We start from the raw sequence: 20,914 nt of genomic DNA on the forward strand, positions 1-20,914 counted from the left end.
GACAGGACGACCGAGGTGATCGTCACCGGCTACGACGACCGGCAGGGCTGCGGCTACGTCCTGCGCACCGGCGCGGACGCCACCGACGGGACGTCGGCCACCGAGGCGGTCCACCACGGCGGACTGTCGGTGCGGGCGACACCCGAACTGGCCGCGCTCCTGCGCGACGCGCTCGCCCACCGGCCGACGGCGCTGCTGACCTGGCAGGGCCCGCGGGTCCCGCTGACGCTGGAGGACAGCACGGTGCTGGCCTGGCTCACCCACGACGTCGGCGGCGTGGTGTCGGTCCGAGGCGGCCCGCGACCGCGGACGGCCGGAGGCTAGGAGGTCCTCAGGCGGCGCGCCGCAGGCGAAGGATGTTGTCCGCGCGGCGCCCTGGCCGGCCCTCGGGGTCGGTCACGTCCCGCTCGATCAACTCCTCCCGCTCGACGCGCCACCGGCCCGGCTCGAGGTCGAGCGCGGCGAGCACCTCGCCCGTGGTCGGGAAGTGGACGTCGTGCGGGGGCTCCGACACCCACGACGGCCACCCGGCGTGGCCTGCCACCAGCAGGATCCCGCCGGCTGCCACCGCGGCGGCGGCGCGGTGCAGGATCGTCTCCCGCTCCCCCGCCTGCGCCACCGGTGAGTGCAGGAACTGCGCCGAGACCAGGTCGAACTCCCCGTCCGGGAACGACCGCGACAGGTCGTGGCGCTCCCAGTGCACGGCGTCGCCGACACCGGCGTCGCGCGCGTGGTCCGCGCCGCGGCGCAGGGCGTTCGCGGCGATGTCGACGGCCGTGACCCGCCAGCCGTTGCGGGCCAGCCAGATCGCGTCGCCACCTTCACCGCAGCCCAGGTCGAGGGCCGTGCCCGGCGGGAGGGCCTCGGCCTCCTGCACCAGCAGCGGGTTGGCGTTCCCGCTCCAGATCCGCTCCTCGGCGGCGTAGAACTCGTCCCAGAACTGCTCGCCGCTCGCGGGCGCCGGGTCCGTCACGTCGTGGTCCATGCCGCCACTCTGCGACCGTCGCCGTCCTTCGGGCCGGTTTTCTTGCCGATCCGGCAAGCGATCCGGGCTGAGCCCCTCCACCGCCAACCGGAACAGCCGGTGCGTCTCCCCGGCGGGATCGGCGTGGTGCTCCGTGGCCAGGACGATGCCGACGATCAGCGTGATCAGATCCGCGACGGTGACGCCCGCCGCCACCCGGCCGTCCTGCGCGGCGCGGCGCAGCAGGGGCTCGGCCGCCTGCTCCAGGGTGGCCGCGCAGCTGTCGCCGTGCAGGGGGTCGTCGGCGGGGTACGCCAGGGCGGCCGCCAGCCCTCGCGCGGTGACGCAGTAGGCGACGACCTCGTCCAGCCATTCCAGGAGCGCGGCACGGCTTTCGCCCTGCCCGACGAGGTCGCGGGCGCGCAGGCGCAGTGCCTCGACCCGCTCCCGCGAGACGGCCTCCAGCAGCGCGTGCCGCGTGGGGAAGTGCCGGCGCACCGTCGCCGAGCCGACCCCCGCGGTGCGGGCGATCTGCTCGAGGGAGGCACCGCCCCCGTGGGCCGCGACCTCCTGCTCGGCCACGGCGAGGATGCGCGCGTAGTTGCGCCGGGCATCGGCGCGCCGGTGATCGACCACGGCGTCCTCTCCTTGCTAAGTGGCGGGGCCCGCCATATCGTAGCGGCACAGAAACGGCGGGCCCCGCCGTTTCGCCGTCGAGCACCAGGAGCACCCCGATGACCACCGATCGCACGCCCGTCCTCGTCACCGGTGCCACCGGCAGGCAGGGCGGCGCCACCGCCCGCGCCCTGCTCGCGGCGGGCGTCCCCGTCCGCGCCCTGGTCCGCGACCCGGCCACCGACCGGGCGAAGGCTGTGGAGGCCCTCGGCGCCGAACTGGTGACGGGCGACCTGCACGACCGCGCCTCGGTGACCCGTGCCGCGCAGGGCGCTCGCGCCGTCTTCTCCGTCCAGATGCCCGGCATCACGGCGGAGGGCTTCGACTTCGACGGGGAGATCGCCCAGGGCGTCAACCTCGTCGAGGGCGCGAGAGCCGCCGGGGTGCCGCAGTTCGTGCACACGTCCGTCACGGGCGCGGGCCAACACACCGCTGCTCCCGGGTGGGCCGAGGGCCGATGGTCCGTGGAGCCCTCCCTCAACGCCAAGGCCGCGGTCCAGGACGCAGTCCGCGCGGCCCGATTCCCCCGCTGGACGCTGCTGAAGCCGGGCTTCTTCATGGACAACTTCCTGCCCTCCATGGCGTTCCTCTTCCCCCGCGGTGTCGAGGGCGGCCTCGTGAGCGTGCTGAAGCCCGACACCCGGCTGTCCCTCGTCGCGGTGGACGACATCGGCGCCGCGGCCGCCGCGGCCATCGCCGAGCCGGAACGTTTCGACGGGGTGGAGCTGGAGCTGGCGAGCGAGCACCTGTCGATGACCGAGATCGCCGAGGTCCTCACCCGCGCCCTGGGCAGGCCGGTGTCCGCACCCGACATGACCGAGGAGGAGGCCCTCGCCGCCGGGATGCCGCCGATGGGCGCCTCGCACGAGTGGCTGAACGTGGCCGGCCAGCCGGGCCGCCCGCAGTACGCGACGGACCTCGGCATCCCGCTCACCGGCTTCGACGCGTGGGCGCGGGAGCACATGCGGGCCTGACCGGTCCGGGGAGGCCGGCCGCGCACCCGTCTGACACCGTGCCCCGCGTGAGACGTCATCCGCCGGCCCGGTCCTCCGGCTCGCCCCGCGACCCCGGCGAACCGGCGCACCTGCCCCTCACCGGCGAGCGCACCGTGCCCGGCGTCGAGATCGAGAATTACTGGTTCCGCCGCCACGAGGCCGTGTACGCGGCGGTGCGCAGCCGCTGCGGCGGCGCCCGGGTGCTCGAGGCGGGCTGCGGCGAGGGGTACGGCGCCGACCTGCTTGCCGACGTCGCAACGACCGTGCTCGCCCTCGACTACGACCCGCTCACCGCGGACCACGTCGCCCGCCGTTACCCCCGCGTCGCGGTCGCGCGGGCCAACCTCGTCGCCCTCCCCGTGCGTGCGCGCAGCTGCGACGCGGTCGTGTCGCTGCAGGTGATCGAGCACCTGTGGGCGCAGGAACGGTTCCTGCGCGAGTGCCTGCGCGTGCTGCGTCCGGGAGGGGTGCTGCTGGTCTCGACGCCCAACCGGCTCACGTTCTCCCCCGGCCGCGACACCCCGCTCAACCCGTTCCACACCCGCGAGCTGTCCGGCGCCGAGCTGGCCGGGCTGGTGCACGACGCCGGGTTCACCGACGTCGAGGTCCACGGCCTGCACCACGGCCCCCGCCTGCGCGAGCTGGACGTCCGGCACGGCGGCTCGCTGGTGGACGCCCAGGTCACCGTCGCGCTCGGCGGCGGTGCGTGGCCCGAACAGCTGCAGGCCGACGTGGCGTCGGTGGTGGTGGAGGACTTCACGCTGCAGGCGGCCGAGCTGGACGCGAGCCTGGACCTGCTGGCCGTGGCGACGAGGCCGTCAGCACCGTGACCCGCGAGCCGGTCGGCACCTTCTGCCTCGTCCTGCACAGCCACCTGCCCTGGCTCGCGCACCACGGGCGGTGGCCCGTCGGCGAGGAGTGGCTCTACCAGTCCTGGGCGCACGCCTACCTGCCCGTCCTGGACGTCGTGGCGCGGCTGGCGCAGGACGGGCGGCGGGACCTGCTCACCCTCGGCGTCACGCCGGTGCTCGCCGCCCAGCTCGACGACCCCCACTGCCTGCGCGGGATGCACGGCTGGCTCGGCGGGTGGCAGCTGCGCGCCCACGAGGCGGCGCCCCGGCTACCCGCGCTCGCGGCGTACGAGCACCGCACGGCCGCCGCGGCGCTCGGGCTGTTCGAACGCCACTGGCGCCACGGCGCCTCCCCGGTACTGCGCCGGCTCGCCGACGGCGGAGCGCTGGAGCTGCTCGGCGGGCCCGCGACGCACCCGTTCGGGCCGCTGGTGACGCCCGGGGTCCGCGCCTTCGCGCTGGACGTGGGACTCACCGACGCCGCGATCCGGGTCGGCACCCGGCCGGCCGGGATCTGGGCCCCCGAGTGCGCCTACGCGCCCGGGATGGAGCAGGGGTACGCCGCGGCGGGCGTGCACCGGTTCCTCGTGGACGGGCCCGCGCTGCGGGGCGACACCGCGCTCGCCAGGCCGGTGGGCGACTCGGACGTGCTGGCCTTCGGTCGGGACCTGGACGTGACCTACCGGGTCTGGTCGCCGCGCGCGGGCTACCCGGGCGGGCGCGACTACCGCGACTTCCACACCTACGACCACCCGTCGGGGCTGAAACCGGCCCGCGTCACCGGGCGGCGGGTGGCCCCGCAGGACAAGCGGCCCTACGACCCGGCACGCGCGGCCGCGGCCGTCGCCCGTGACGCCGCCGACTTCGTGGCCGTCGTCCGCGACCGGCTCGCCGCGCTGCGCGAGCGGTCGGGACGACCCGCGCTCACGGTCGCCGCCTTCGACACCGAGCTGTTCGGGCACTGGTGGCACGAGGGTCCCGCCTGGCTGGAGGCGGTGCTGCGGGCGCTGCCGGAGGCGGGCGTGCGCGTGACCACGCTGCGCGGCGCCGCCGACGCCGGGCTCGTGGGCGAGCCGGTGGCGCTGCCCCCGTCCTCGTGGGGTTCGGGCAAGGACTGGCGCGTCTGGACGGGAGCGCCGGTGGCCGACCTGGTGGCGCTGCACGAGCGGGTGCAGCAGTGCCTGCTCGCCGTGGCGACGCCGGGTCCCGCGCGCGACCCGCTGCGCGACGCGCTCGCCACCGAGGCGCTGCTCGCGCTGTCGAGCGACTGGGCGTTCATGGTCACCAAGGACTCGGCAGCGGGCTACGCGCGCGAACGCGCGTTCGGCCACGCAGCCCGCGTCGAGGAGCTGGCGGGGCTGCTGGCGGCGGGGCGGCGCCGTGCGGCCGCCCACCGCGTGGCGGGCTGGGGCGGCGACGACGCCGTCTTCGGCCACCTCGACGCCCGCCTGCTCGCGCGCTGACTCGCCGCGCCGCGACACGCACACCCCCAGACCGCGACTCGCGGGAGCTGGAGCGCGACTCGCGGGAGGCAGGGCGCGACTCGCGGGAGCTAGAGCGCGACTCGCGGGTGTTGTGGGCCCCGAACCCGCGAGTCGGGGTCTGGGTGCGGGTGTGTCGCGGGCAGGCACGGTGCGAGTTCTACCGGCCGGTAGGTTCCTCCCGTGCGCGTGCTGATGGTCTCGTGGGAGTACCCGCCCGTCATCGTCGGCGGTCTGGGCCGGCACGTGCACGCGCTGGCCGTCGAGCTGGCCGCGGCCGGTCACGAGGTCGTGGTGCTGTGCCGCCAGCCCGCCGGCAGCGACGCCGACACCCACCCCACCACCGACGAGGTGCACGACGGGGTGCGCGTGCTGCGCGTGGCCGAGGACCCGCCCCACCTGGAGTTCGAGCGGGACATGGTGGCCTGGACGCTCGCGATGGGCCACGGGATGCTGCGCGCGGGCCTCACCCGGCTGGGCTCCTGGCGGCCGGACGTGGTGCACGCGCACGACTGGCTCGTGGCGCATCCCGCGATCGCGCTCGCCGACGTGCTGGCCGTCCCGCTGGTCGTGACGATCCACGCCACCGAGGCGGGCCGCTACGCGGGCTGGCTCTCGTCGCCGCTGTCGCGGCAGGTGCACTCCGCCGAGTGGTGGTTGGCCCACCGCGCCGACGCCCTGATCACCTGCTCCGCCGCGATGCGCGCGGAGGTGGCCGAGCTCTACGACCTCGACCCCGCGCGGATCGTCGTGCGGCACAACGGCATCGCGCCGCGCCGCTGGCGGGCGGGCGCGGCGCGGGTGCGGGAGGTGCGGGAGCGCTACGCCCCCGCCGACGGCCCGGTGCTGCTGTACTTCGGCCGGCTCGAGTACGAGAAGGGCGTGCAGGACCTGATCGGGGCCCTGCCGCGCATCCGCCGGGCGCACCCCGGCACCCGGCTCCTCGTGGCCGGTACCGGCACGGCGGCCGAGCAGCTGGTGGCCGCGGCCCGGACGCACCGGGTGCGGCGCAGCGTCACCTTCACCGGTCGGCTGCCCGACGCCGATCTCGCCGCCGTGCTGCGGGCCGCCGACGCCGTGGTGCTGCCGAGCCGCTACGAGCCCTTCGGGATCGTGGCGCTGGAGGCGGCCGCGGCGGGTGCACCGCTGGTGGCCTCGACGGCGGGCGGGCTCGGCGAGGTGGTGCTGGACGGGGAGACGGGGCTGTCGTTCGCGCCGGGCGACGTGGCCGCCCTTGCGGAGGCCGTGGGCGCCGTGCTGGCCGATCCGGCCGCTGCGGCGCGCCGGGCGCGGGCCGCGCGGAAGCGATTGGGGAGCGCGTTCGAGTGGGCGCGGATCGCGGCCGACACGGTCACCGTGTACGCCGGGGCGACCCGCGGCGGGCCGGTCGAGCTGGCACGACCGAAGATCCCGACCGGGAACGTGTTCGGGCGGTGAGAGGGCTCAGGCGGCGTCGCCGCGCAGGACCTCCAGTGCGGCGTCCGGGTACTCGTCGACGAGCGCGGCGACCAGGTCGCTGCGGTCCTCGCCGACCGCCGCGTTGACCTCGAAGGCGTACTCCTCCTCGAGGGCCTGGAGACGACGGACGGTGGCGTCCTTCATGGTGGGAACGCATCCTCTCGGAACGGGGTGTCTGTCCACCATGTCCAACGGACGGGCTTCCCGCATTGTTTCCGCACCCCCGAAGGGTTGTGCGAGGTCACAACGATTCAGTCTGCGTTAACCTCATTGCGACGGCCGCATCCGTCTTCCGGGTGATGTCCACGAGCGCAGCCCGCTCTGCCGCGGACGCTTCGTGATCAGCCTTGCGGTCGCGCACCACTCGAGCGGGTGCTCCTACTGCGATCGCGTACTCCGGTACGTCACCACGGACCAACGCGTGCGCCCCGAGGACGGTTCCCCGGCCGATCCGGGAGCCCCGCAGCACCGAAACCTTGACCCCGAGCCAGCAGTCCGGCCCGATCCGCACCGGCGACTTCACGATGCCCTGGTCCTTGATCGGCGCGTGCACGTCCTCGGTGCGGTGGTCGAAGTCGGTGACGTACACCCAGTCCGCGACGAGCGTGGCGGCGCCGATCTCGACGTCGAGATAGCAGTTGAGGGTGTTGTTGCGACCGAAGACGACCTTGTCGCCGATCCGCATCGACCCCTCGTGGCAGCGGATCGCGGTGCCGTCGCCGATGTGCACCCAGCGCCCGATCTCCAGCCGCCCGTACCCGCGAGGGACCTCGACCTCCACGTCCTTGCCCAGGAACACCATCCCCCGCAGGACGACGTTCGGGTGGGCGAGCCGCAGCCGCAACAGCCGCCAGTACCGCACGAGGTACCAGGGGGTGACGGCGCGGTGGCGCACGATCCAGCGCAGCGACGCGAGCGTGACGAAGCGGGCCTGCCGCGGATCGCGGCGGCGACCGCGCAGCCCCGTGCTCGTCATGGGCCCGACCCTATGACCGTTTCCCGGACCTCGACGCACGGGTAGGACCTGCCATCAGCAGCGATCAGGACGACCGAGTCGTCTCCCGGCGGGTGGAGCACCCCACCGAGGCCGCTCCCGGCGACGAGCGCGTCTACCGCGCCGCCGACCCCGCGCCCGACGACACCGACGACCCCGCCGGCACCGACGCGCCCAGCCCCGACGACGACAGCGAGCCCACGCGCTCGGAGTGAGCGGCGGAGGAACGAGGCTGCGTCACAAGGGCCGGCGAGCCCGCCGCAGCGAAGCGCAGGCAATCAGACTCCGAGGCGATCGGACTCTAGAGTCCGCTGGGTGTCTCGAATCGCAGTGGTCGGCAGCGTCAACCTCGACCTGGTGGCCCGGGTGCCTCGCCTGCCCGCTCCCGGCGAGACGATCGCCGCGGTCGGCCTGCGCCGCGTCCCCGGCGGCAAGGGCGCCAACCAGGCGCTCGCCGCCCGCCGGCTCGGCGCGGACGTCACGCTGGTCGCCGCGGTCGGCGGGGACCCCGAGGCGGACGAGGCCCTCGCCCTGCTGGCCCTCGAGGGCGTGCGGCTCAACCGTCTGGACTACGACTCCCACGAGCCCACCGGCCACGCCCTGATCACCGTGGACGACGCGGGAGAGACCACCATCGTGGTGGTCGGCGGCGCCAACGCAGGGCTCACGGTGTCGGCCGAGGACGTCCGCGGCGCCGACGCCGTGCTCACCGTCCTGGAGATCCCCGACGCCGCCGTGGCCGACGCCGCCCGGCACGCCACCGGCATGGTCGTGCTCAACGCGGCGCCGGCGCGCGCGCTCGACCCGGGGCTGCTGGCGCGCGTCGATCTGGTGGTGGTCAACGCGGGCGAGTACGCCGCGATCGACGGGCTCGACGCTGCGGGCGCGGTGGCCGTCACCCACGGCGCGGCCGGCGCCGTGCTGCGTCGCGGCGGGCGTGAGGTGGCCCGGGCCGCGCCCCCGCCCGTGCGCGTCGTGGACGGCACCGCAGCGGGCGACACGTTCACCGCGGCGCTCGCGGTCGCTCTGCTCGACGGCGCCTCGGACGCCGACGCCCTGCACCGGGCCTGCGCGGCCGGCGCGCTGGCCGTGACGCGTGCGGGCGCGCAGCCGTCGCTGCCCACCGCCGCCGAGCTGGAGGCGGTCCTGTGAGCACGCCGATCGTGATCGACACCGACCCGGGCGTCGACGACGCCGTGGCGATCATGCTGGCGCTGGCCTCGCCGGAGGTCGAGGTCCGGGCGATCACCACGGTGTTCGGGAACGTCGCGTTGGAGTCGACCACCGCGAACGCGGGCCGGATCCTCGCGCTGTGCGACCGCGCCGACGTCCCGGTCGCCGCCGGCGCCGCGCGGCCGCTGGTGCACCCGCAGCGCGAACGCGCGCAGCAGTGGCACGGCGGCGACGGCCTCGGCGGGCGGGCCTCCGCCCTCCCCGCCCCCGCCGCGGAACCCGAGGCCCGTGGCGCGGTCGAGACGATGGCCGCGGTGTTGCGGGCGTCCGCGGAGCCGGTGACGTTGGTACCGATCGGCCCGCTGACGAACGTGGCGCTCCTGCTCGCGGTGCACCCGGAGCTGACGTCGCGCATCACCCGGATCGTCTGGATGGGCGGCTCCCTCGGGGCCGGCAATACGAGTGGGGCGGCCGAGTTCAACGCACACTGCGACCCGGAGGCCGCGCACCGGGTGCTCACGCAGGCCGACGTGCCGGTCACGATGGTGCCGCTGGACCTCACGCTGCGTTGCCCCGCAGGCCCCGCCTGGCTCGACTCGCTCGCCGGCGCCGGCCCCCGCTGCGGCGAGCTCGCGCAGGTGATCGCGCACTACCGGGCCGCCTACCGCGCCCGCTACGGCATGGACGCGGTGGCCGTACACGACGCCGTCGCGGTGCTGGAGGCCGTGCTGCCGGGCACGCTGCGCACTACGGCGATGCCGATCGAGGTGGCCTGCGACTTGGGCCCGGCCCGCGGGGCAACGGTCGCGATGCCCCTGGGTCCGGGTCCGAGCGTGCAAGTGGCCCTGGAGGCCGACACAGACGCGGTACTGACCGAGATCCTGGAACGCCTGAGCCGCCTGAACTGACTCCCGACCCGCACCTTGGAGGGCGGGAGGGCGGGAGTGCGGTTCAGGCGATGCCGTGTTCTATCGCGTAGCGGACCAGCGCCGCTCGGCTGTGCAGGTGCAGCTTGCGCAGGACGTTCTGCACGTGGTTCTCCACCGTGCGCGGCGACAGGACCAGGCGGGAGGCGATCTGGCGGGCGGTGAAGCCCTCGACCACGAGCCGCACGACGTCGGCCTCGCGCTCGGTGAGCGGGCGGGACTCCTCCCGGCCCCCGGCGGGGCGGCCGAACTCCTCGAGGAGCACGTCGGCGAGGCCGGGGCTGAACACCACCTCCCCCGCGGAGGTGCGGCGCACGGCGTCGCCCAGGTCGATGGGGGCGACCGGGCCCGCGAGGTGGCTGGTGGCGCCGGCGCGCACCGCGGCGAGGGCGACCGCGTGGTCGGGCCGGCCCGACAGCGTGACCACCGGGACGTGCGGCGCGGCGGCGGAGAGGGCGGCGACGGCCTCGAGCGGCGCCGCACCCCCGTCCAGCTCGACCACGGCGACGTGCGGGCCGCGCCGGGCCACGAACTCCTCCGCCTCGCCCGGGGCGACGGTGGCCAGCAGCTCGACACCCCCGCGGACCAGCACCGCCGCCACGTGCGGGGCGGCCTGCGACGCCGTGATCAGCACTGCCGTGACCGGTACGCCCCGCACGTTCATCCGGCCGGAGCCACCCACCGCGTGATCATGCTCCGGATCCTTCCAAAGAGGAGCTCCGGATTGTCGCGGTTGCGCGGTCATCACCCGTACGGCCGAGGCGGTCACCGTCGGTGTTACTCGTCGGCGATGCCCTGCTCGATCGCGTAACGGGCGAGCTGGACGCGGTTGTGCAGCTGGAGCTTGCGCAGGGTGCTCTGGACGTGCGTCTCGACGGTGCGGTGCGACACCCCGAGCCGCTCCCCGATCTGGCGCGCCGTGAGCCCCTTCGCCACCAGGCGCAGCACGTCGGTCTCGCGGTCGGTCAGCGCGGGGACGGCCGGACCGGAGCGCGGCTCCTCCCCCGCGAGCCGGCGGTACTCGCCCAGCACGAGCCCGGCGAGGCCCGGCGTGAACACCGGGAAGCCGTCCGCCGTGCGCTGCACCGCGGCGAGCAGCTCCTCCGCGCTCGCGGACTTCACGAGGTAGCCGGCGGCGCCGGCCTTGACCGCCTCCAGGACGTCGGCGTGCTCGCCGCTCGCGGACAGCACGAGGATTCGGGTCCCGGGCAGCGCGTCGAGCACGCCCTCGATCGCCTGCACCCCCGAGGTCTCCCCGAGGTTCAGGTCCATGAGCACCACCTGCGGCCGGACGGCCTTCGCGATCCGCACCGCTGCATCGGCGTCCGGCGCGGTGGCGACCACGTCCAGCCCGCGTTCGGTGAGGTCGCGGGCCACGCCCTCGCGCCAGATCGGGTGGTCGTCGACGACCATCACCGTGATCGGTTCCGTCACGCCCGGTCCTCCACCAGCTCGATGATCCACTCGGTGCCGCGGTCCGGCCCGGTGTCGCAGGTGATCGTGCCACCCAGGTCCTGCACCCGGCCGCGCATCGACCGAGCCACCCCGAGACGCCCCTCCGCCTCGGCGGCCTCGAGCCTGCCCGCCGCGATGCCCGGTCCCTCGTCCCGCACGCTGATCTCCACCCGGCCGCCGACGTCCTCGAGCAGCACCCAGGCGCGTGCGTCCGCGCCGACGTGCACCGCGACGTTCGCCAGCGCGGCCCCGACGACGGCCACCAGCTCGTCGACGGTGTGCGCCGGCAGCTCGAGCGGGTGCGCGGGCGTCGACACCGTCACGCGCGCCGAGGCGAGCACGCGCAGCGCGGCGGCGAGGTCGCGGCGGCCGCGATCGTCGACGGGCGCCGATCCCGTGGTGAGCAGGGTGCGCAGCGCGACCTCCTGCTCCCCCGCGAGCGTCCCCAGCTCCCCCGCGGGCCCGCCCAGCTCCGCGCCACGCCGCCGCACGTAGCCGAGCACCTGCAGCACACCGTCGTGCACCGCGCGCGCCAGCCGCTCCCGCTCGGACATCGCGGCCTCGAACGCGACCGCGCGACGTACCCGTTCTGCGGAGCGGCGCAGCACCGTGGACGCGAAGCCGATCGTCAGCCCCGCGAGCGTGAGGAGCTGGATGTCGGGCAGCTCCGCCGCGAGCTCCGCCTGGAACCCCACGAGCGCGGCCGACACCGCCGCCGCGCCCACGATCCCGCCGGGGACGCCGAAGGCGATCGCGCAGGCCAGCACGGCCCCGGACGTCCAGATCGAGCCCATCACGGGCGCGTCGGCAGCGAGCTGCGCGGAGGTCTGCACCAGCGGCGTGCTGGCCATGACCGCGACCGTCACCACGACGTCGAGGACGGCCAGCCGCCCGCGCCGCTCGACCGCTGCCGCCGGGCGCCGCAGGTAGACGTAGCCGGAGCCGCCCGTCCAGGCGGCCATCACGACGAGCACGCCGACGGCACCCGCGCGCGAGGCGTACGCGTCGAGGGCGAGCAGCACACCGATCGCGGAGCTGACCAGCGTGAGCGCCCGGTAGACGAGCATTCCCCGCCACAGGGGTTCGAGCGGGTGCTCGACGTCGGCGCCTGGCAGGGTCACGGGGCCAGTGTCCCGGTCGGGACGGCCGCCCCCATCCGCAGGACTACCGGGAGGACTACTGGGAGGACGCTTTGGTGCCGGTCACGAGCGCGTTGTAGAACCAGCCGCGCGGCACCACCCGGGCCAGCACGGTGGCGTCCAGCCAGGACAGCCGCTGCCAGGACCGGTAGGCGAACATCGCCCAGCCGAGCCCGAGCTTCCCGGGGGGCACGGCGGCCTCGAACGTCCGGACCGGCCAGCCGAGCATCGCGGCGCTGAACTCCTCGGTGGCGACGCGGACGTCCCCGGCACCGGCGCGGCGGGCCGTGGCCTCCAGCTCGGCGGGGTCGAAGACGTGGATGTCGACGACGGCCTCCAGCGCCGCCGCACGGGACGACTCGTCGAGCTCCTCCTGCGGGCGCCGCCAGCCCTGCAGGGGTGGCAGCCTGGTGACGGTCGTGACCGCCTTCCAGGTGAGCGCGCCGAGCCGGCGGGCGTACCAGTCGCCGGTCTTGGTGGGCTCTCCCGCGAACACGAACCGCCCGCCGGGCCGCAGCACCCGCAGCACCTCGCGCAGCGCCAGCTCGACGTCCGGGATGTGGTGCAGCACCGCGTGCCCGACGACCAGGTCGAACGTGTCGTCGTCGTAGGGGATGCGCTCGGCGTCGGCCACCCGCCCGTCGACGTCCAGGCCGAGGTGCTCGGCGTTGCGCAGGGCGGCCTGCACCATGCCCGGCGAGAGGTCGGTGACCGAGCCGCTCGACGCCACCCCCGCCTGCATGAGGTTGAGCAGGAAGAACCCGGTGCCGCTGCCCAGCTCGAGCGCACGCCCGTACGGCCACCCCTGCTCGCCCGCCGCGAGCCGGAACCGGTCGGCGGCGTAGGTGGTGCAGCGCTCGTCGTAGGAGATCGACCACTTCTCGTCGTAGGTGCCGGCCTCCCAGTCGTGGTAGAGCACGTTGGCGAGCTTCCGGTCGTGCCGCGCCGCGGCCACCTGCTCGGCCGTGGCGTGCGGGTTCGGGGCCGGGTCCGCCGTACTCATGGGTAGGGACCCTATCCGCAGCTACGATCGCCGATGATGAGCGAGCCACGCGTGACCCCTCCACCCGGAGCATGGGCCTCCGACCGCACCCCGACGCAACCGACCGCGGCCCATGCCGGCGTCGTGGTGTTCTGCCTCGCGATCTCGGCGGTGCTGGTCCTGGGCAGCGGCGCCATCGGTGGCGGTGGCCTGCTCACCCTGCTCGTCCTGCTGCTGGGCGGCTTCGCCCTCGTGGTTCCGGTGGCGCTCGTGGCCGGCCTCTGGCGGCAGGCCGGGGCCGCCGTCCGCACGTTGATCGCACTGGCTCTCGCCGCCTGCGCGGTGCTGCTCGTGCTCGCAGTGGTCCGGGTCGTCGCGGTCGTGCCGCCGCTGCTCGCCGCCTGATCCGACTCGGCCGCGGATGGCTGATGCGCGACCCACGCCGCTACCCGGACTTCGCACACCCAGCCTCCACTTCGCACAAGGCCCGCCTTGTGCGAAGTGACTGGACGGTGTGCGGAGTCCGGTGGTCGGGCTCAGCGGCCGGTGAACTCCGCCTTGCCGGGGCCGTTGGCCACGAACGACTCCATCCCGATCTTCCGGTCGTCCGTGGCGAACAGTGCCGCGAACAGCTCCGCCTCGATGTCCAGGCCGGTGCGCAGGTCGGTGTCGAGGCCGCCGTCGATGGCCTTCTTGGCCGCGGCGAGGGCCACCGCGGGCCCGTTCACGAACTGCTCGGCCCACCGGCGCGCGGCGGCGTAGACCTCGTCGGCCGGGACGACCTCGTCCACCAGCCCGATCTCCAGCGCTTCCTGCGCCTTCACCATCCGGCCGGTGTAGATCAGGTCCTTCGCGCGGGACGGGCCGATCAGCCGCGCCATCCGCTGCGTACCGCCCCCACCGGGGATGATCCCGAGCAGGATCTCGGGCTGGCCGAGCTTCACGTTGTCGCCGCAGATTCGCCGGTCGCAACCCAGCGCGACCTCCATGCCGCCGCCGAGGGCGTAACCGGTGATCGCGGCGACCGTCGGCTTGGGCACCTCGGACAGGGCCCCGAAGCAGGCCGACAGCCGGCGGGCGGTGGTGGCCATGTCCGCGTAGGACATGCCGGTCATCTCCTTGATGTCGGCACCTGCCGCGAACACCTTCTCCCCGCCGAAGACGATCACAGCGCGCACGTCGGCGCGCCGCGTGGCCTCCTCGGCACAGGCCTTGAGCTCCTCCTGCACCTGCCGGTTGAACGCGTTCATCGGGGGGCGGTCCAGCCGGATCGTGCCGATCCCACCGTCGACCTCGAGCGTCACGAATTCGGTCACGGCCCGGACCCTAACGCCTCGGCGAGCTCGACCGGGCGGCTCAACGCGAGGCAGTGCCCCCCGGGCAGCTCCTCGACCTCGACACCGGGCAGCCGCTGCGCCACCACCTTGCGCTGGAACTCCAGCGGGAAGAACCGGTCGTCGCGGCCCTGCAGGAACCGCGTCGGGATGTCCGGCCACGCCGCCAGCGGCCACGGGGCCTCGAACGGCGTGCCCGACTGCTCCGGAGCGCCCACCGCCGTCGCCTCGGCGAGCACATCCGGGGGCAGGTCGTGGAGGAAGTCCTCGAACGGGTCGAAGTCGCCCGGCTCGCGGCCGTCATGGCGCGCCTTCTCGGCCCGGGCCGCCTCCTGCCCGGTGGCGTCCCACCATTCCCCGGCCGACTCGCCCGGCTTCGGTGTCATCGCGTTCAGCAACACCAACTGCGCCACCGGAACGCGCTCGCCGACGAGCGGCACGGTGAACCCGGCCAGTGACTGACCGACGATCACCAGGCCGTCGCGACGCGCACCGACCGCCGCGACCACCGCGTCGGTGTACTCGGCGAGCCCGGCGCGCTCGTCGGCGGCCGGGAGGTCCACCGCGATCGCCTCGTGGCCTCGGGCCCGCAGCAGCGGCACGACCCGGTGCCAGTACCACGCCTGCCCACCGGCCCCGGGCACCAGTACATACGTGCTCATGACCGCCCCCGCTCCGCGAACTGGTCCGCGGTGCCCCCGCCGGGGAACCGCGAGGTGAAGTCCAGCACACCGACCCAGGTCGGGCGCACCGCGATCCGGGCCATCCGGACACCGGGCCGATCCGACTCGGCCACGGCGGCGCGCCCGCCCTCCTCGCCCTGGTAGCGGAGCTGGGCCTGCGCGTACTCGGGCACGATCCCGTCGATGTCGGTGACCTCGGCGCGACCGCGCAGCAGCAGCACCTCGGGCGGCATCGAGGCGGTGTCGATGGTGATCGTGACGTCCGGCCGCGACCGCAGCGCCTCGATCTTGCGGGCGCCGGCGAACGTCCCGAAGACGATCTCCTCGCCCGTCCAGTGGAAGAGCATCGGGAACACGCGCGGGGTGCCGTCGGCCGCGGTGTAGGCGAGCCGGGCGAGCTCCCGGGAGGCGAGCAGGCGGCGCGCGGTGTCGGTGGTGATCAGGTCGGGGTGCCCCTGTGGGAGCGTTGCGGTCGTCATACTCCTAATTTAGGAGCGACTACATCTGTTACGCAAGCATTTGCTACCGTGGATCTATGGCTGGAGCCCGGCACTACGACGACCCCTGCGGCGTGGCTCGCGCCTTGGACCTGGTGGGCGAGCGCTGGACGCTGCTCGTCGTCCGGGAGCTGCTGTTCGGACCGAAGCGCTTCTCCGACCTGGTCCGCGGCCTGCCCGGGATGAGCCAGAACGTCCTGTCGCAGCGGCTGCGGGAGCTGGGCGGCGCCGGGCTCGTGGAGCGCCGCCGGCTCGGACCGCCGGTCAGCGGGCAGGTCTACGAGCTCACCGAGCGCGGCGCGGCACTGCGACCGGTGGTGATCGAGCTCGCGCGTTGGGGCAGCCGCGTGCCGACGACGTCGCGCACGGACCTGTCCGCCGACGCCCTGGCCCTCGCCCTGCTCACCACGTTCGACGCCGACGGGGCCGAGGACGTCCGGATCACGCTGCGGCTGGGCGACGACGCGTTCGCCGCCTCGGTGTCGGGCGGGCGGCTGGAGCTCGTGCGCGGGACGGCCGAGCACGCGGACGCGGAGGTCCGCACCGACGCCGCGGGCCTGCGCGCGGTGGTCTTCGGAGGCCGCGCGCTGGCCGAGGCGGTGGCGGCCGGCGACGCCGAGGTGGCCGGTGACGCGGAGAAGGCCGGCCGCTTCCTGCGCCGCTTCCCGCGCCCGGCCGCCGTGGGCACCTGAGCCGCGTCAGGGGTGCTCCGCGTCAGGAGTGCTACCGCAGCCAGGCCGTGTAGCGGCCCCTGCGCTTCTGCACCGACAGCGGCAGGCCGAAGGTGGCGCTCAGGTTCTCGTCGGTCAGCACGTCGTCCAGCAGGCCTGCGGCCACCACTCCGCCCTCGCGCAGCAGCAGCCCGTGGCTGTAGCCCACCGGGATCTCCTCGACGTGGTGGGTGACCAGCACCGACGCCGGCGCCTCCGCGTCGGCGGCCAGCGCCGTGAGCCGGCCGACGAGGTCCTCGCGCCCGCCCAGGTCGAGCCCGGCGGCGGGCTCGTCGAGCAACAGCAGCTCGGGGTCGGTCATCAGGGCGCGGGCGATGAGGGTGCGCTTGCGCTCCCCCTCCGACAGCGTGCCGAACTCGCGCCCGGCGAGCTGGCGGACGCCGAGCGCGGCGAGCAGATGGTCGGCGCGGTCGGTGTCGGCGGCCTCGTAGCGCTCCCGCCACCGGCCGAGCACGCCGTACCCGGCGCTGACGACGACGTCGCGCACCGTCTCCTCGTTCGGCACCCGCAGCCCCAGCGCCGCGGACGTGAGTCCGACCCGGGTCCGGAGCTCGAAGACGTCCACCCGCCCCAGCCGCTCGCCGAGGACGTGCACGGCACCGACGGTGGGGTGCAGCTCGGCTGCGGCCAGGCGCAGCAGTGTGGTCTTCCCGGCACCGTTCGGGCCGAGGACCACCCATCGCTCGTCGAGCTCCACCGTCCAGTCGACGTCGTGCAGGAGGGTCGCCGCACCACGCCGCACGGCGACGCCGTCCATGCGGACGACGGTGTCGGCAAGATCATCCGCGGTGAGGAATGACTCAGAGTGTGATCCGGGCGCTGCCACGGGCCCTATCCTCGCCGATCGTGCCTGTCTTCCCGCTGGGTGCCCACGCCGACGATGGCGGGGCCCGCTTCGCCGTGGCGTCCACCAGCGCGGACGCCGTCGAGGTGTGCCTCGTGGACGGTCCGGACGGGGATCTGTCCGAACGACGGGTGGCGCTCACGGAGCGCACCTTCGGGGTGTGGCACGGCTACGTCGACGGAGTGGGCCCCGGGCAGCGCTACGGCTATCGCGTGCACGGTGCGTACCGACCTCGCGACGGTGTGCGCGCCAACCCGGCCAAGATCCTCGTCGACCCGTACGCCCGGCGGATCACCGGCCGGATCACCGACCTGGAGGCCGCCCGCGGCTGGACCGACGACCCGATGACCGGCCCGCCGTGCACCCGCGACTCGCTCGGGCACGTGCCGCTCTCCGTGGTCACCGCCCCCGACCCCGTGAGCCCGGGCCCCCGACCGGACGTGCCGTGGTCGGAGACGGTCGTCGCGGAGGTGCACGTCCGCGGCTACACGATGCGCCATCCCGAGGTGCCGCCCGAGCACCGCGGCACCTACCTCGGCCTCGCGCACCCCGCCGTCGTCGCCCACCTGCGCCGACTCGGTGTCACCGCCGTCGAGCTCCTGCCGGTGGCCGCGATCGCGGACGAGCCCCCGCTGCTGGAGCGCGGCCGCACGAACTTCTGGGGCTACGCCACGCTGGGCTTCCTCGCCCCGCACGCGGGCTACGCGAGCATGCCGGGCGCCGAGGTCGAGGAGTTCGCGGCGATGGTGGCGGCTCTGCACGGCGCGGGCATCGAGGTGATCCTCGACTTCGTCCCGAACCACACGGCGGAGGGCGGCGTCGGCGGCACCACGCTGTCCTACCGCGGGCTGGACGCACCCGCGTACTACTCGCTCGGTGGCGACGGCCGCGACGCCGACATCACCGGCACCGGCAACACCCTCGACGCCGGCTCGCCCACCGTCATCCGGATGGTGTGCGACGCGATGCGGCACTGGGTCACCGTCATGGGCGTCGACGGCTTCCGGATCGACCTCGCCAGCGTGCTGGGCCGCCCGCGGTCCGGCGCGTTCGACCCGCACGCGCCGCTGCTCACGGCCATCGCGGTGGACCCGGTGCTGTCGCGGGTCAAGCTCATCGCCGAGCCGTGGGACGCCACCGGCGAGGGCTACCGGGTCGGCGGGTTCGGCGTGGCGTGGTCGGAGTGGAACGGGCGCTACCGCGATGCCGTGCGCGACTTCTGGCGCGGCCACGGCAGCATCGGCGAGGTCGCGTCCCGGCTCACCGGCAGCTCCGACCTGTACAAGATCTCCGGGCGACGACCGTGGGCATCGGTCAACTTCGTCACCGCGCACGACGGCTTCACGCTGCGCGACATGCTCTCCTACGAGCACAAGCACAACGAGGCCAACGGCGAGGACAACCGCGACGGCACCGACGACAACCGGTCCCAGAACTTCGGCGAGGAGGGCGAGACCACGTCACCCGTGCGGGCCGCCCGCCGGCTCGCGACGGCCCGCGCGGTGCTCGCCACCCTGCTGCTGTCCACCGGAACGCCGATGCTGCTCGGCGGCGACGAGTTGTGGCGCACCCAGGGCGGCAACAACAACGCCTACTGCCTCGACGACGAGACCTCCTGGGTGGACTGGACGCACCGCGACGGCACCCTCGCCGCGTTCACCGCCCGCGTCACCGAGATCCGGCGCAGCTCGCCGGCCCTGCACCGCGACCGCTTCTACCGCGACGGCGACGTGCTCTGGTGGCACCCCGCCGGCCGCAGGCTCGACGGCGCCGACTGGCACGACGGCCGCCTGCACACGCTCGGACTGCAGCGCGGCGAGTGGCTGATGCTGCTGCACGCCGGATCGGACGCGGTGGCTGCCACCCTCCCGTCCGACGGCCCGTACACGCCGGAGCTGGACAGCACGCGCACCGACGGGGAACCGGTGAGCCGCCGCCCACTCCCGAGCCGCACGACCATCACCCTCCCGCCCCGCTCCCTACTCCTGCTCCGCACCCCCTGACCGCCCTCCCCCACGAGCCACGCCTCCCCTCCCCGCGAGTCGCGCCCTCCACCCCGCGAGACGGGCCCCCCACCCCGCGAGTCGCGCCCTCCACCCCGCGAGACGCGCCCCTCACCCCGCGAGTCGCGCCCTCCACCCCGCGAGACGGGCCCCTCACCCCGCGAGACGGGCCGCCCTCCCCGCGAGATGGCCCCCTCCCGCGAACCGCACCCTTCGCCCCGCAAGATGGGCCTCCACCCCGCGAGATGGGCCGCCCTTCCCGCGAACCGCGGCCCTCCACCCCGCGAGATCGGGCCTCCGCCCCGCGAGATCGGGCCTCCGCCCCCGCGAGTCCGGCCCTCCACCCCACGAAATGGGCCCTCCACCCCGCGAGCCGCGCCCTCGCCCCGCGAGATTGGCCCCCTACCCGCGAGTCGAGCCCACCCCCGCGACATGGGCCGCCCTCCCCGCGAGCCGCGCGCTCGCCTCGCGAGATTGGCCCCCTACCCGCGAGTCGAGCCCTCCACCCCGCGAGATGGGCCGCCCTTCCCGCGAACCGCGGCCCTCCACCCCGCGAGATCGGGCCTCCGCCCCCGCGAGTCCGGCCCTCCACCCCGCGAGATGGGCTCTCGCTCGCGCGAGTCCAGGCCTGGCGCCCGGCGCGGGTCGGTCCGATCGTCGCGAGTCGGGGCGTGGGTGCGCCGGCATCGATCTGGGCGCGAAGGTGCGATGTCGCCCGGCCATGGTCACCGCAAGTGGTGCCCGGTCCCGGCCTGTTGCCGCCGCTGCGCTGTCGTCGCGACGAGGACGACGGCATGAGCACGGTCGAGTGCACGATCGGCACGATCGCCGCAGCTGATCGCTGCGAGTCGCACGCCACGGTTCGCGAATCGGCACTCATGTGCTGCACAGATCGATCAATGCCTCCTGATGGTTGCGAGTCGTACGCCTTGGTGGGGAGGACCGCTCCGGTGTACTCCTCGGACGGATCACCGCGGCACGGCCGCTCGTCCCGCTGCACCCGGGACCCCAGGAGGTTCTTCTCGCGGCACGATCAGCCTGAGTCGTACGTCAGGGTCCTCGCGACCGCGCTCGTGTACTTCTCGCGCACCGACTCGCCGGGATGATCGCCAAGAGTGGTGTCACAGCGACAGATCTGTCGTCCTCACACCACTTCCGGCGATCACGGCCTGCGCGCCGGTGTCAGCCGCCGCAGCAGCCGCCCCCACAGCAGCCGCCGCCACTCGCGGGCGCGGCGCCGCGGCCGCCCACGGCGACCGTGCTCAGCAGCTTGACGGTGTCGTCGTGCCCGTCCGGGCAGCGAGCTGGGTCGGATGCGGCGTTCATCGTGCGGCTGACCTCGAACGTCGAGCCGCACTCCCGGCAGCGGAAGTCGTAGCGGGGCACCCGCTGAGCCTACGTTGCCCGGCGCCCGGCACCCAGACCTTCATCGCACGGCGCGATGTCGTACACACCCGCTCCTCGGCCCGCGCGCCCGAGCACAATGACGCCACCAGCGATTCACCGGTCTTGGGCGCGAGCCCGCGACACCCGGACCACCCGCACCTCGACTCGCGCGCTGCCCCGCCTCAGGCAATCCCCTCCGACAGGCACAACCAATACCCACTCACACGGGCTGGACCCCAACTCGCGCTGGCTCCGTCCCGACTCGCGCCGGCTGCGCCCCAGCTCGCGCTAGCTGCGCCCCAAGTCGCGCAGGCTGGACCCCAACTCGCGCTGGCTCCGTCCC

The 20,914-nt window shown here is 74.7% G+C and carries 23 protein-coding genes and 1 pseudogene; 11 read left to right on the forward strand and 13 right to left on the reverse strand.

Annotation, left to right across the window (positions count from 1 at the left end; all coding sequences use genetic code 11):
* Positions 1-15 precede the first annotated feature (15 nt).
* Positions 16-324: a hypothetical protein gene (locus tag CFP66_RS12840; RefSeq protein ID WP_094923367.1), complete on the forward strand. Its 309-nt coding sequence runs from the start codon at positions 16-18 to the stop codon at positions 322-324.
* A gap of 7 nt (positions 325-331) precedes the next feature.
* On the opposite strand, the gene CFP66_RS12845 is transcribed toward CFP66_RS12840, so the two are convergent.
* Positions 332-985: a class I SAM-dependent methyltransferase gene (locus tag CFP66_RS12845; protein ID WP_094923872.1), complete on the reverse strand. Its 654-nt coding sequence runs from the start codon at positions 983-985 to the stop codon at positions 332-334.
* A gap of 78 nt (positions 986-1,063) precedes the next feature.
* Positions 1,064-1,600, reverse strand: a pseudogene (locus CFP66_RS50280) (TetR/AcrR family transcriptional regulator); the annotation flags it as partial.
* A gap of 98 nt (positions 1,601-1,698) precedes the next feature.
* On the opposite strand from CFP66_RS50280, the gene CFP66_RS12855 reads away from it, so the two are divergent.
* The 4 genes from CFP66_RS12855 to CFP66_RS12870 all read left to right on the forward strand — a co-directional run bounded on the left by CFP66_RS12855 (position 1,699) and on the right by CFP66_RS12870 (position 6,403).
* Entirely contained in the window at positions 1,699-2,613 is a 915-nt protein-coding gene (locus CFP66_RS12855) for an NmrA/HSCARG family protein (RefSeq protein ID WP_094923369.1), read from the forward strand.
* Positions 2,614-2,723: 110 nt separating this feature from the next.
* Positions 2,724-3,464, forward strand: coding sequence for a bifunctional 2-polyprenyl-6-hydroxyphenol methylase/3-demethylubiquinol 3-O-methyltransferase UbiG (locus tag CFP66_RS12860; RefSeq protein ID WP_198961434.1), 741 nt, complete (start codon positions 2,724-2,726; stop codon positions 3,462-3,464).
* Positions 3,461-4,948 (forward strand): 1,4-alpha-glucan branching protein domain-containing protein, encoded by a 1,488-nt coding sequence (locus tag CFP66_RS12865; protein ID WP_094923372.1) that lies wholly within the window; start codon positions 3,461-3,463, stop codon positions 4,946-4,948. Before CFP66_RS12860 ends, CFP66_RS12865 begins: the two co-directional genes overlap by 4 nt.
* A 201-nt stretch (positions 4,949-5,149) precedes the next feature.
* Positions 5,150-6,403, forward strand: coding sequence for a glycosyltransferase family 4 protein (locus CFP66_RS12870; protein ID WP_094923374.1), 1,254 nt, complete (start codon positions 5,150-5,152; stop codon positions 6,401-6,403).
* Positions 6,404-6,409: 6 nt separating this feature from the next.
* Here CFP66_RS12870 and CFP66_RS47870 read toward each other — a convergent pair whose 3' ends face one another.
* Complete coding sequence (locus CFP66_RS47870; protein WP_158228081.1) at positions 6,410-6,568, reverse strand: hypothetical protein; 159 nt, start codon at positions 6,566-6,568, stop codon at positions 6,410-6,412.
* A 97-nt stretch (positions 6,569-6,665) separates the two neighbouring features.
* Complete coding sequence (locus tag CFP66_RS12875; RefSeq protein WP_094923376.1) at positions 6,666-7,400, reverse strand: acyltransferase; 735 nt, start codon at positions 7,398-7,400, stop codon at positions 6,666-6,668.
* 92 nt (positions 7,401-7,492) lie between these two features.
* Between CFP66_RS12875 and CFP66_RS47875 the strand changes: the two genes are divergently transcribed.
* The 3 genes from CFP66_RS47875 (at position 7,493) to CFP66_RS12885 (ending at position 9,499) form a co-directional block, all read left to right on the forward strand.
* Positions 7,493-7,633: a hypothetical protein gene (locus tag CFP66_RS47875; protein WP_158228082.1), complete on the forward strand. Its 141-nt coding sequence runs from the start codon at positions 7,493-7,495 to the stop codon at positions 7,631-7,633.
* 100 nt (positions 7,634-7,733) lie between these two features.
* The gene (locus tag CFP66_RS12880) at positions 7,734-8,570 is read left to right on the forward strand and encodes a ribokinase (protein WP_094923378.1); all 837 of its coding nucleotides are present in this window, start codon (positions 7,734-7,736) and stop codon (positions 8,568-8,570) included.
* A complete protein-coding gene (locus CFP66_RS12885; protein WP_094923379.1) occupies positions 8,567-9,499 on the forward strand; it encodes a nucleoside hydrolase in 933 nt (310 codons plus the stop codon). The genes CFP66_RS12880 and CFP66_RS12885 overlap by 4 nt, the downstream gene beginning before the upstream one ends.
* 43 nt (positions 9,500-9,542) lie before the next feature.
* On the opposite strand, the gene CFP66_RS12890 is transcribed toward CFP66_RS12885, so the two are convergent.
* The 4 genes from CFP66_RS12890 to CFP66_RS12905 all read right to left on the reverse strand — a co-directional run bounded on the left by CFP66_RS12890 (position 9,543) and on the right by CFP66_RS12905 (position 13,114).
* The gene (locus CFP66_RS12890; protein ID WP_094923381.1) at positions 9,543-10,199 is read right to left on the reverse strand and encodes a response regulator transcription factor; all 657 of its coding nucleotides are present in this window, start codon (positions 10,197-10,199) and stop codon (positions 9,543-9,545) included.
* 95 nt (positions 10,200-10,294) lie between these two features.
* Complete coding sequence (locus tag CFP66_RS12895; RefSeq protein ID WP_094923874.1) at positions 10,295-10,930, reverse strand: response regulator transcription factor; 636 nt, start codon at positions 10,928-10,930, stop codon at positions 10,295-10,297.
* Positions 10,931-10,947: 17 nt separating this feature from the next.
* Entirely contained in the window at positions 10,948-12,093 is a 1,146-nt protein-coding gene (macS, locus tag CFP66_RS47880; RefSeq protein ID WP_094923382.1) for a MacS family sensor histidine kinase, read from the reverse strand.
* Positions 12,094-12,148: 55 nt separating this feature from the next.
* The gene (locus tag CFP66_RS12905) at positions 12,149-13,114 is read right to left on the reverse strand and encodes a class I SAM-dependent methyltransferase (RefSeq protein WP_094923384.1); all 966 of its coding nucleotides are present in this window, start codon (positions 13,112-13,114) and stop codon (positions 12,149-12,151) included.
* Positions 13,115-13,150: 36 nt separating this feature from the next.
* Between CFP66_RS12905 and CFP66_RS12910 the strand changes: the two genes are divergently transcribed.
* Entirely contained in the window at positions 13,151-13,498 is a 348-nt protein-coding gene (locus CFP66_RS12910) for a hypothetical protein (RefSeq protein ID WP_143517241.1), read from the forward strand.
* Between the two features lie 131 nt (positions 13,499-13,629).
* On the opposite strand, the gene CFP66_RS12915 is transcribed toward CFP66_RS12910, so the two are convergent.
* From CFP66_RS12915 to CFP66_RS12925, 3 genes are read right to left on the reverse strand one after another with little or no spacing between them, the layout of a single operon-like run.
* Complete coding sequence (locus CFP66_RS12915) at positions 13,630-14,409, reverse strand: enoyl-CoA hydratase/isomerase family protein (protein WP_094923387.1); 780 nt, start codon at positions 14,407-14,409, stop codon at positions 13,630-13,632.
* Positions 14,406-15,089, reverse strand: a complete 684-nt coding sequence (locus CFP66_RS12920; protein WP_094923388.1) for an alpha/beta fold hydrolase — start codon at positions 15,087-15,089, stop codon at positions 14,406-14,408. Before CFP66_RS12920 ends, CFP66_RS12915 begins: the two co-directional genes overlap by 4 nt.
* Positions 15,086-15,589, reverse strand: a complete 504-nt coding sequence (locus CFP66_RS12925) for a pyridoxamine 5'-phosphate oxidase family protein (RefSeq protein WP_094923390.1) — start codon at positions 15,587-15,589, stop codon at positions 15,086-15,088. Before CFP66_RS12925 ends, CFP66_RS12920 begins: the two co-directional genes overlap by 4 nt.
* A gap of 56 nt (positions 15,590-15,645) precedes the next feature.
* Between CFP66_RS12925 and CFP66_RS12930 the strand changes: the two genes are divergently transcribed.
* Complete coding sequence (locus tag CFP66_RS12930) at positions 15,646-16,299, forward strand: helix-turn-helix domain-containing protein (RefSeq protein ID WP_233159382.1); 654 nt, start codon at positions 15,646-15,648, stop codon at positions 16,297-16,299.
* 31 nt (positions 16,300-16,330) lie between these two features.
* Here CFP66_RS12930 and CFP66_RS12935 read toward each other — a convergent pair whose 3' ends face one another.
* Complete coding sequence (locus CFP66_RS12935; protein WP_094923393.1) at positions 16,331-17,095, reverse strand: ABC transporter ATP-binding protein; 765 nt, start codon at positions 17,093-17,095, stop codon at positions 16,331-16,333.
* Between the two features lie 38 nt (positions 17,096-17,133).
* On the opposite strand from CFP66_RS12935, the gene glgX reads away from it, so the two are divergent.
* The gene (glgX, locus tag CFP66_RS12940) at positions 17,134-19,185 is read left to right on the forward strand and encodes a glycogen debranching protein GlgX (RefSeq protein WP_094923394.1); all 2,052 of its coding nucleotides are present in this window, start codon (positions 17,134-17,136) and stop codon (positions 19,183-19,185) included.
* Positions 19,186-20,367: 1,182 nt separating this feature from the next.
* Here glgX and CFP66_RS12945 read toward each other — a convergent pair.
* Positions 20,368-20,571 carry a zinc ribbon domain-containing protein gene (locus tag CFP66_RS12945; RefSeq protein ID WP_094923396.1) on the reverse strand — a complete coding sequence of 68 codons (204 nt, stop codon included), beginning with the start codon at positions 20,569-20,571 and terminating at the stop codon, positions 20,368-20,370.
* Positions 20,572-20,914 lie beyond the last annotated feature (343 nt).

It is taken from the genome of Pseudonocardia sp. MH-G8 (assembly GCF_002262885.1).
Taxonomy (GTDB): Bacteria; Actinomycetota; Actinomycetes; order Mycobacteriales; family Pseudonocardiaceae; genus Pseudonocardia.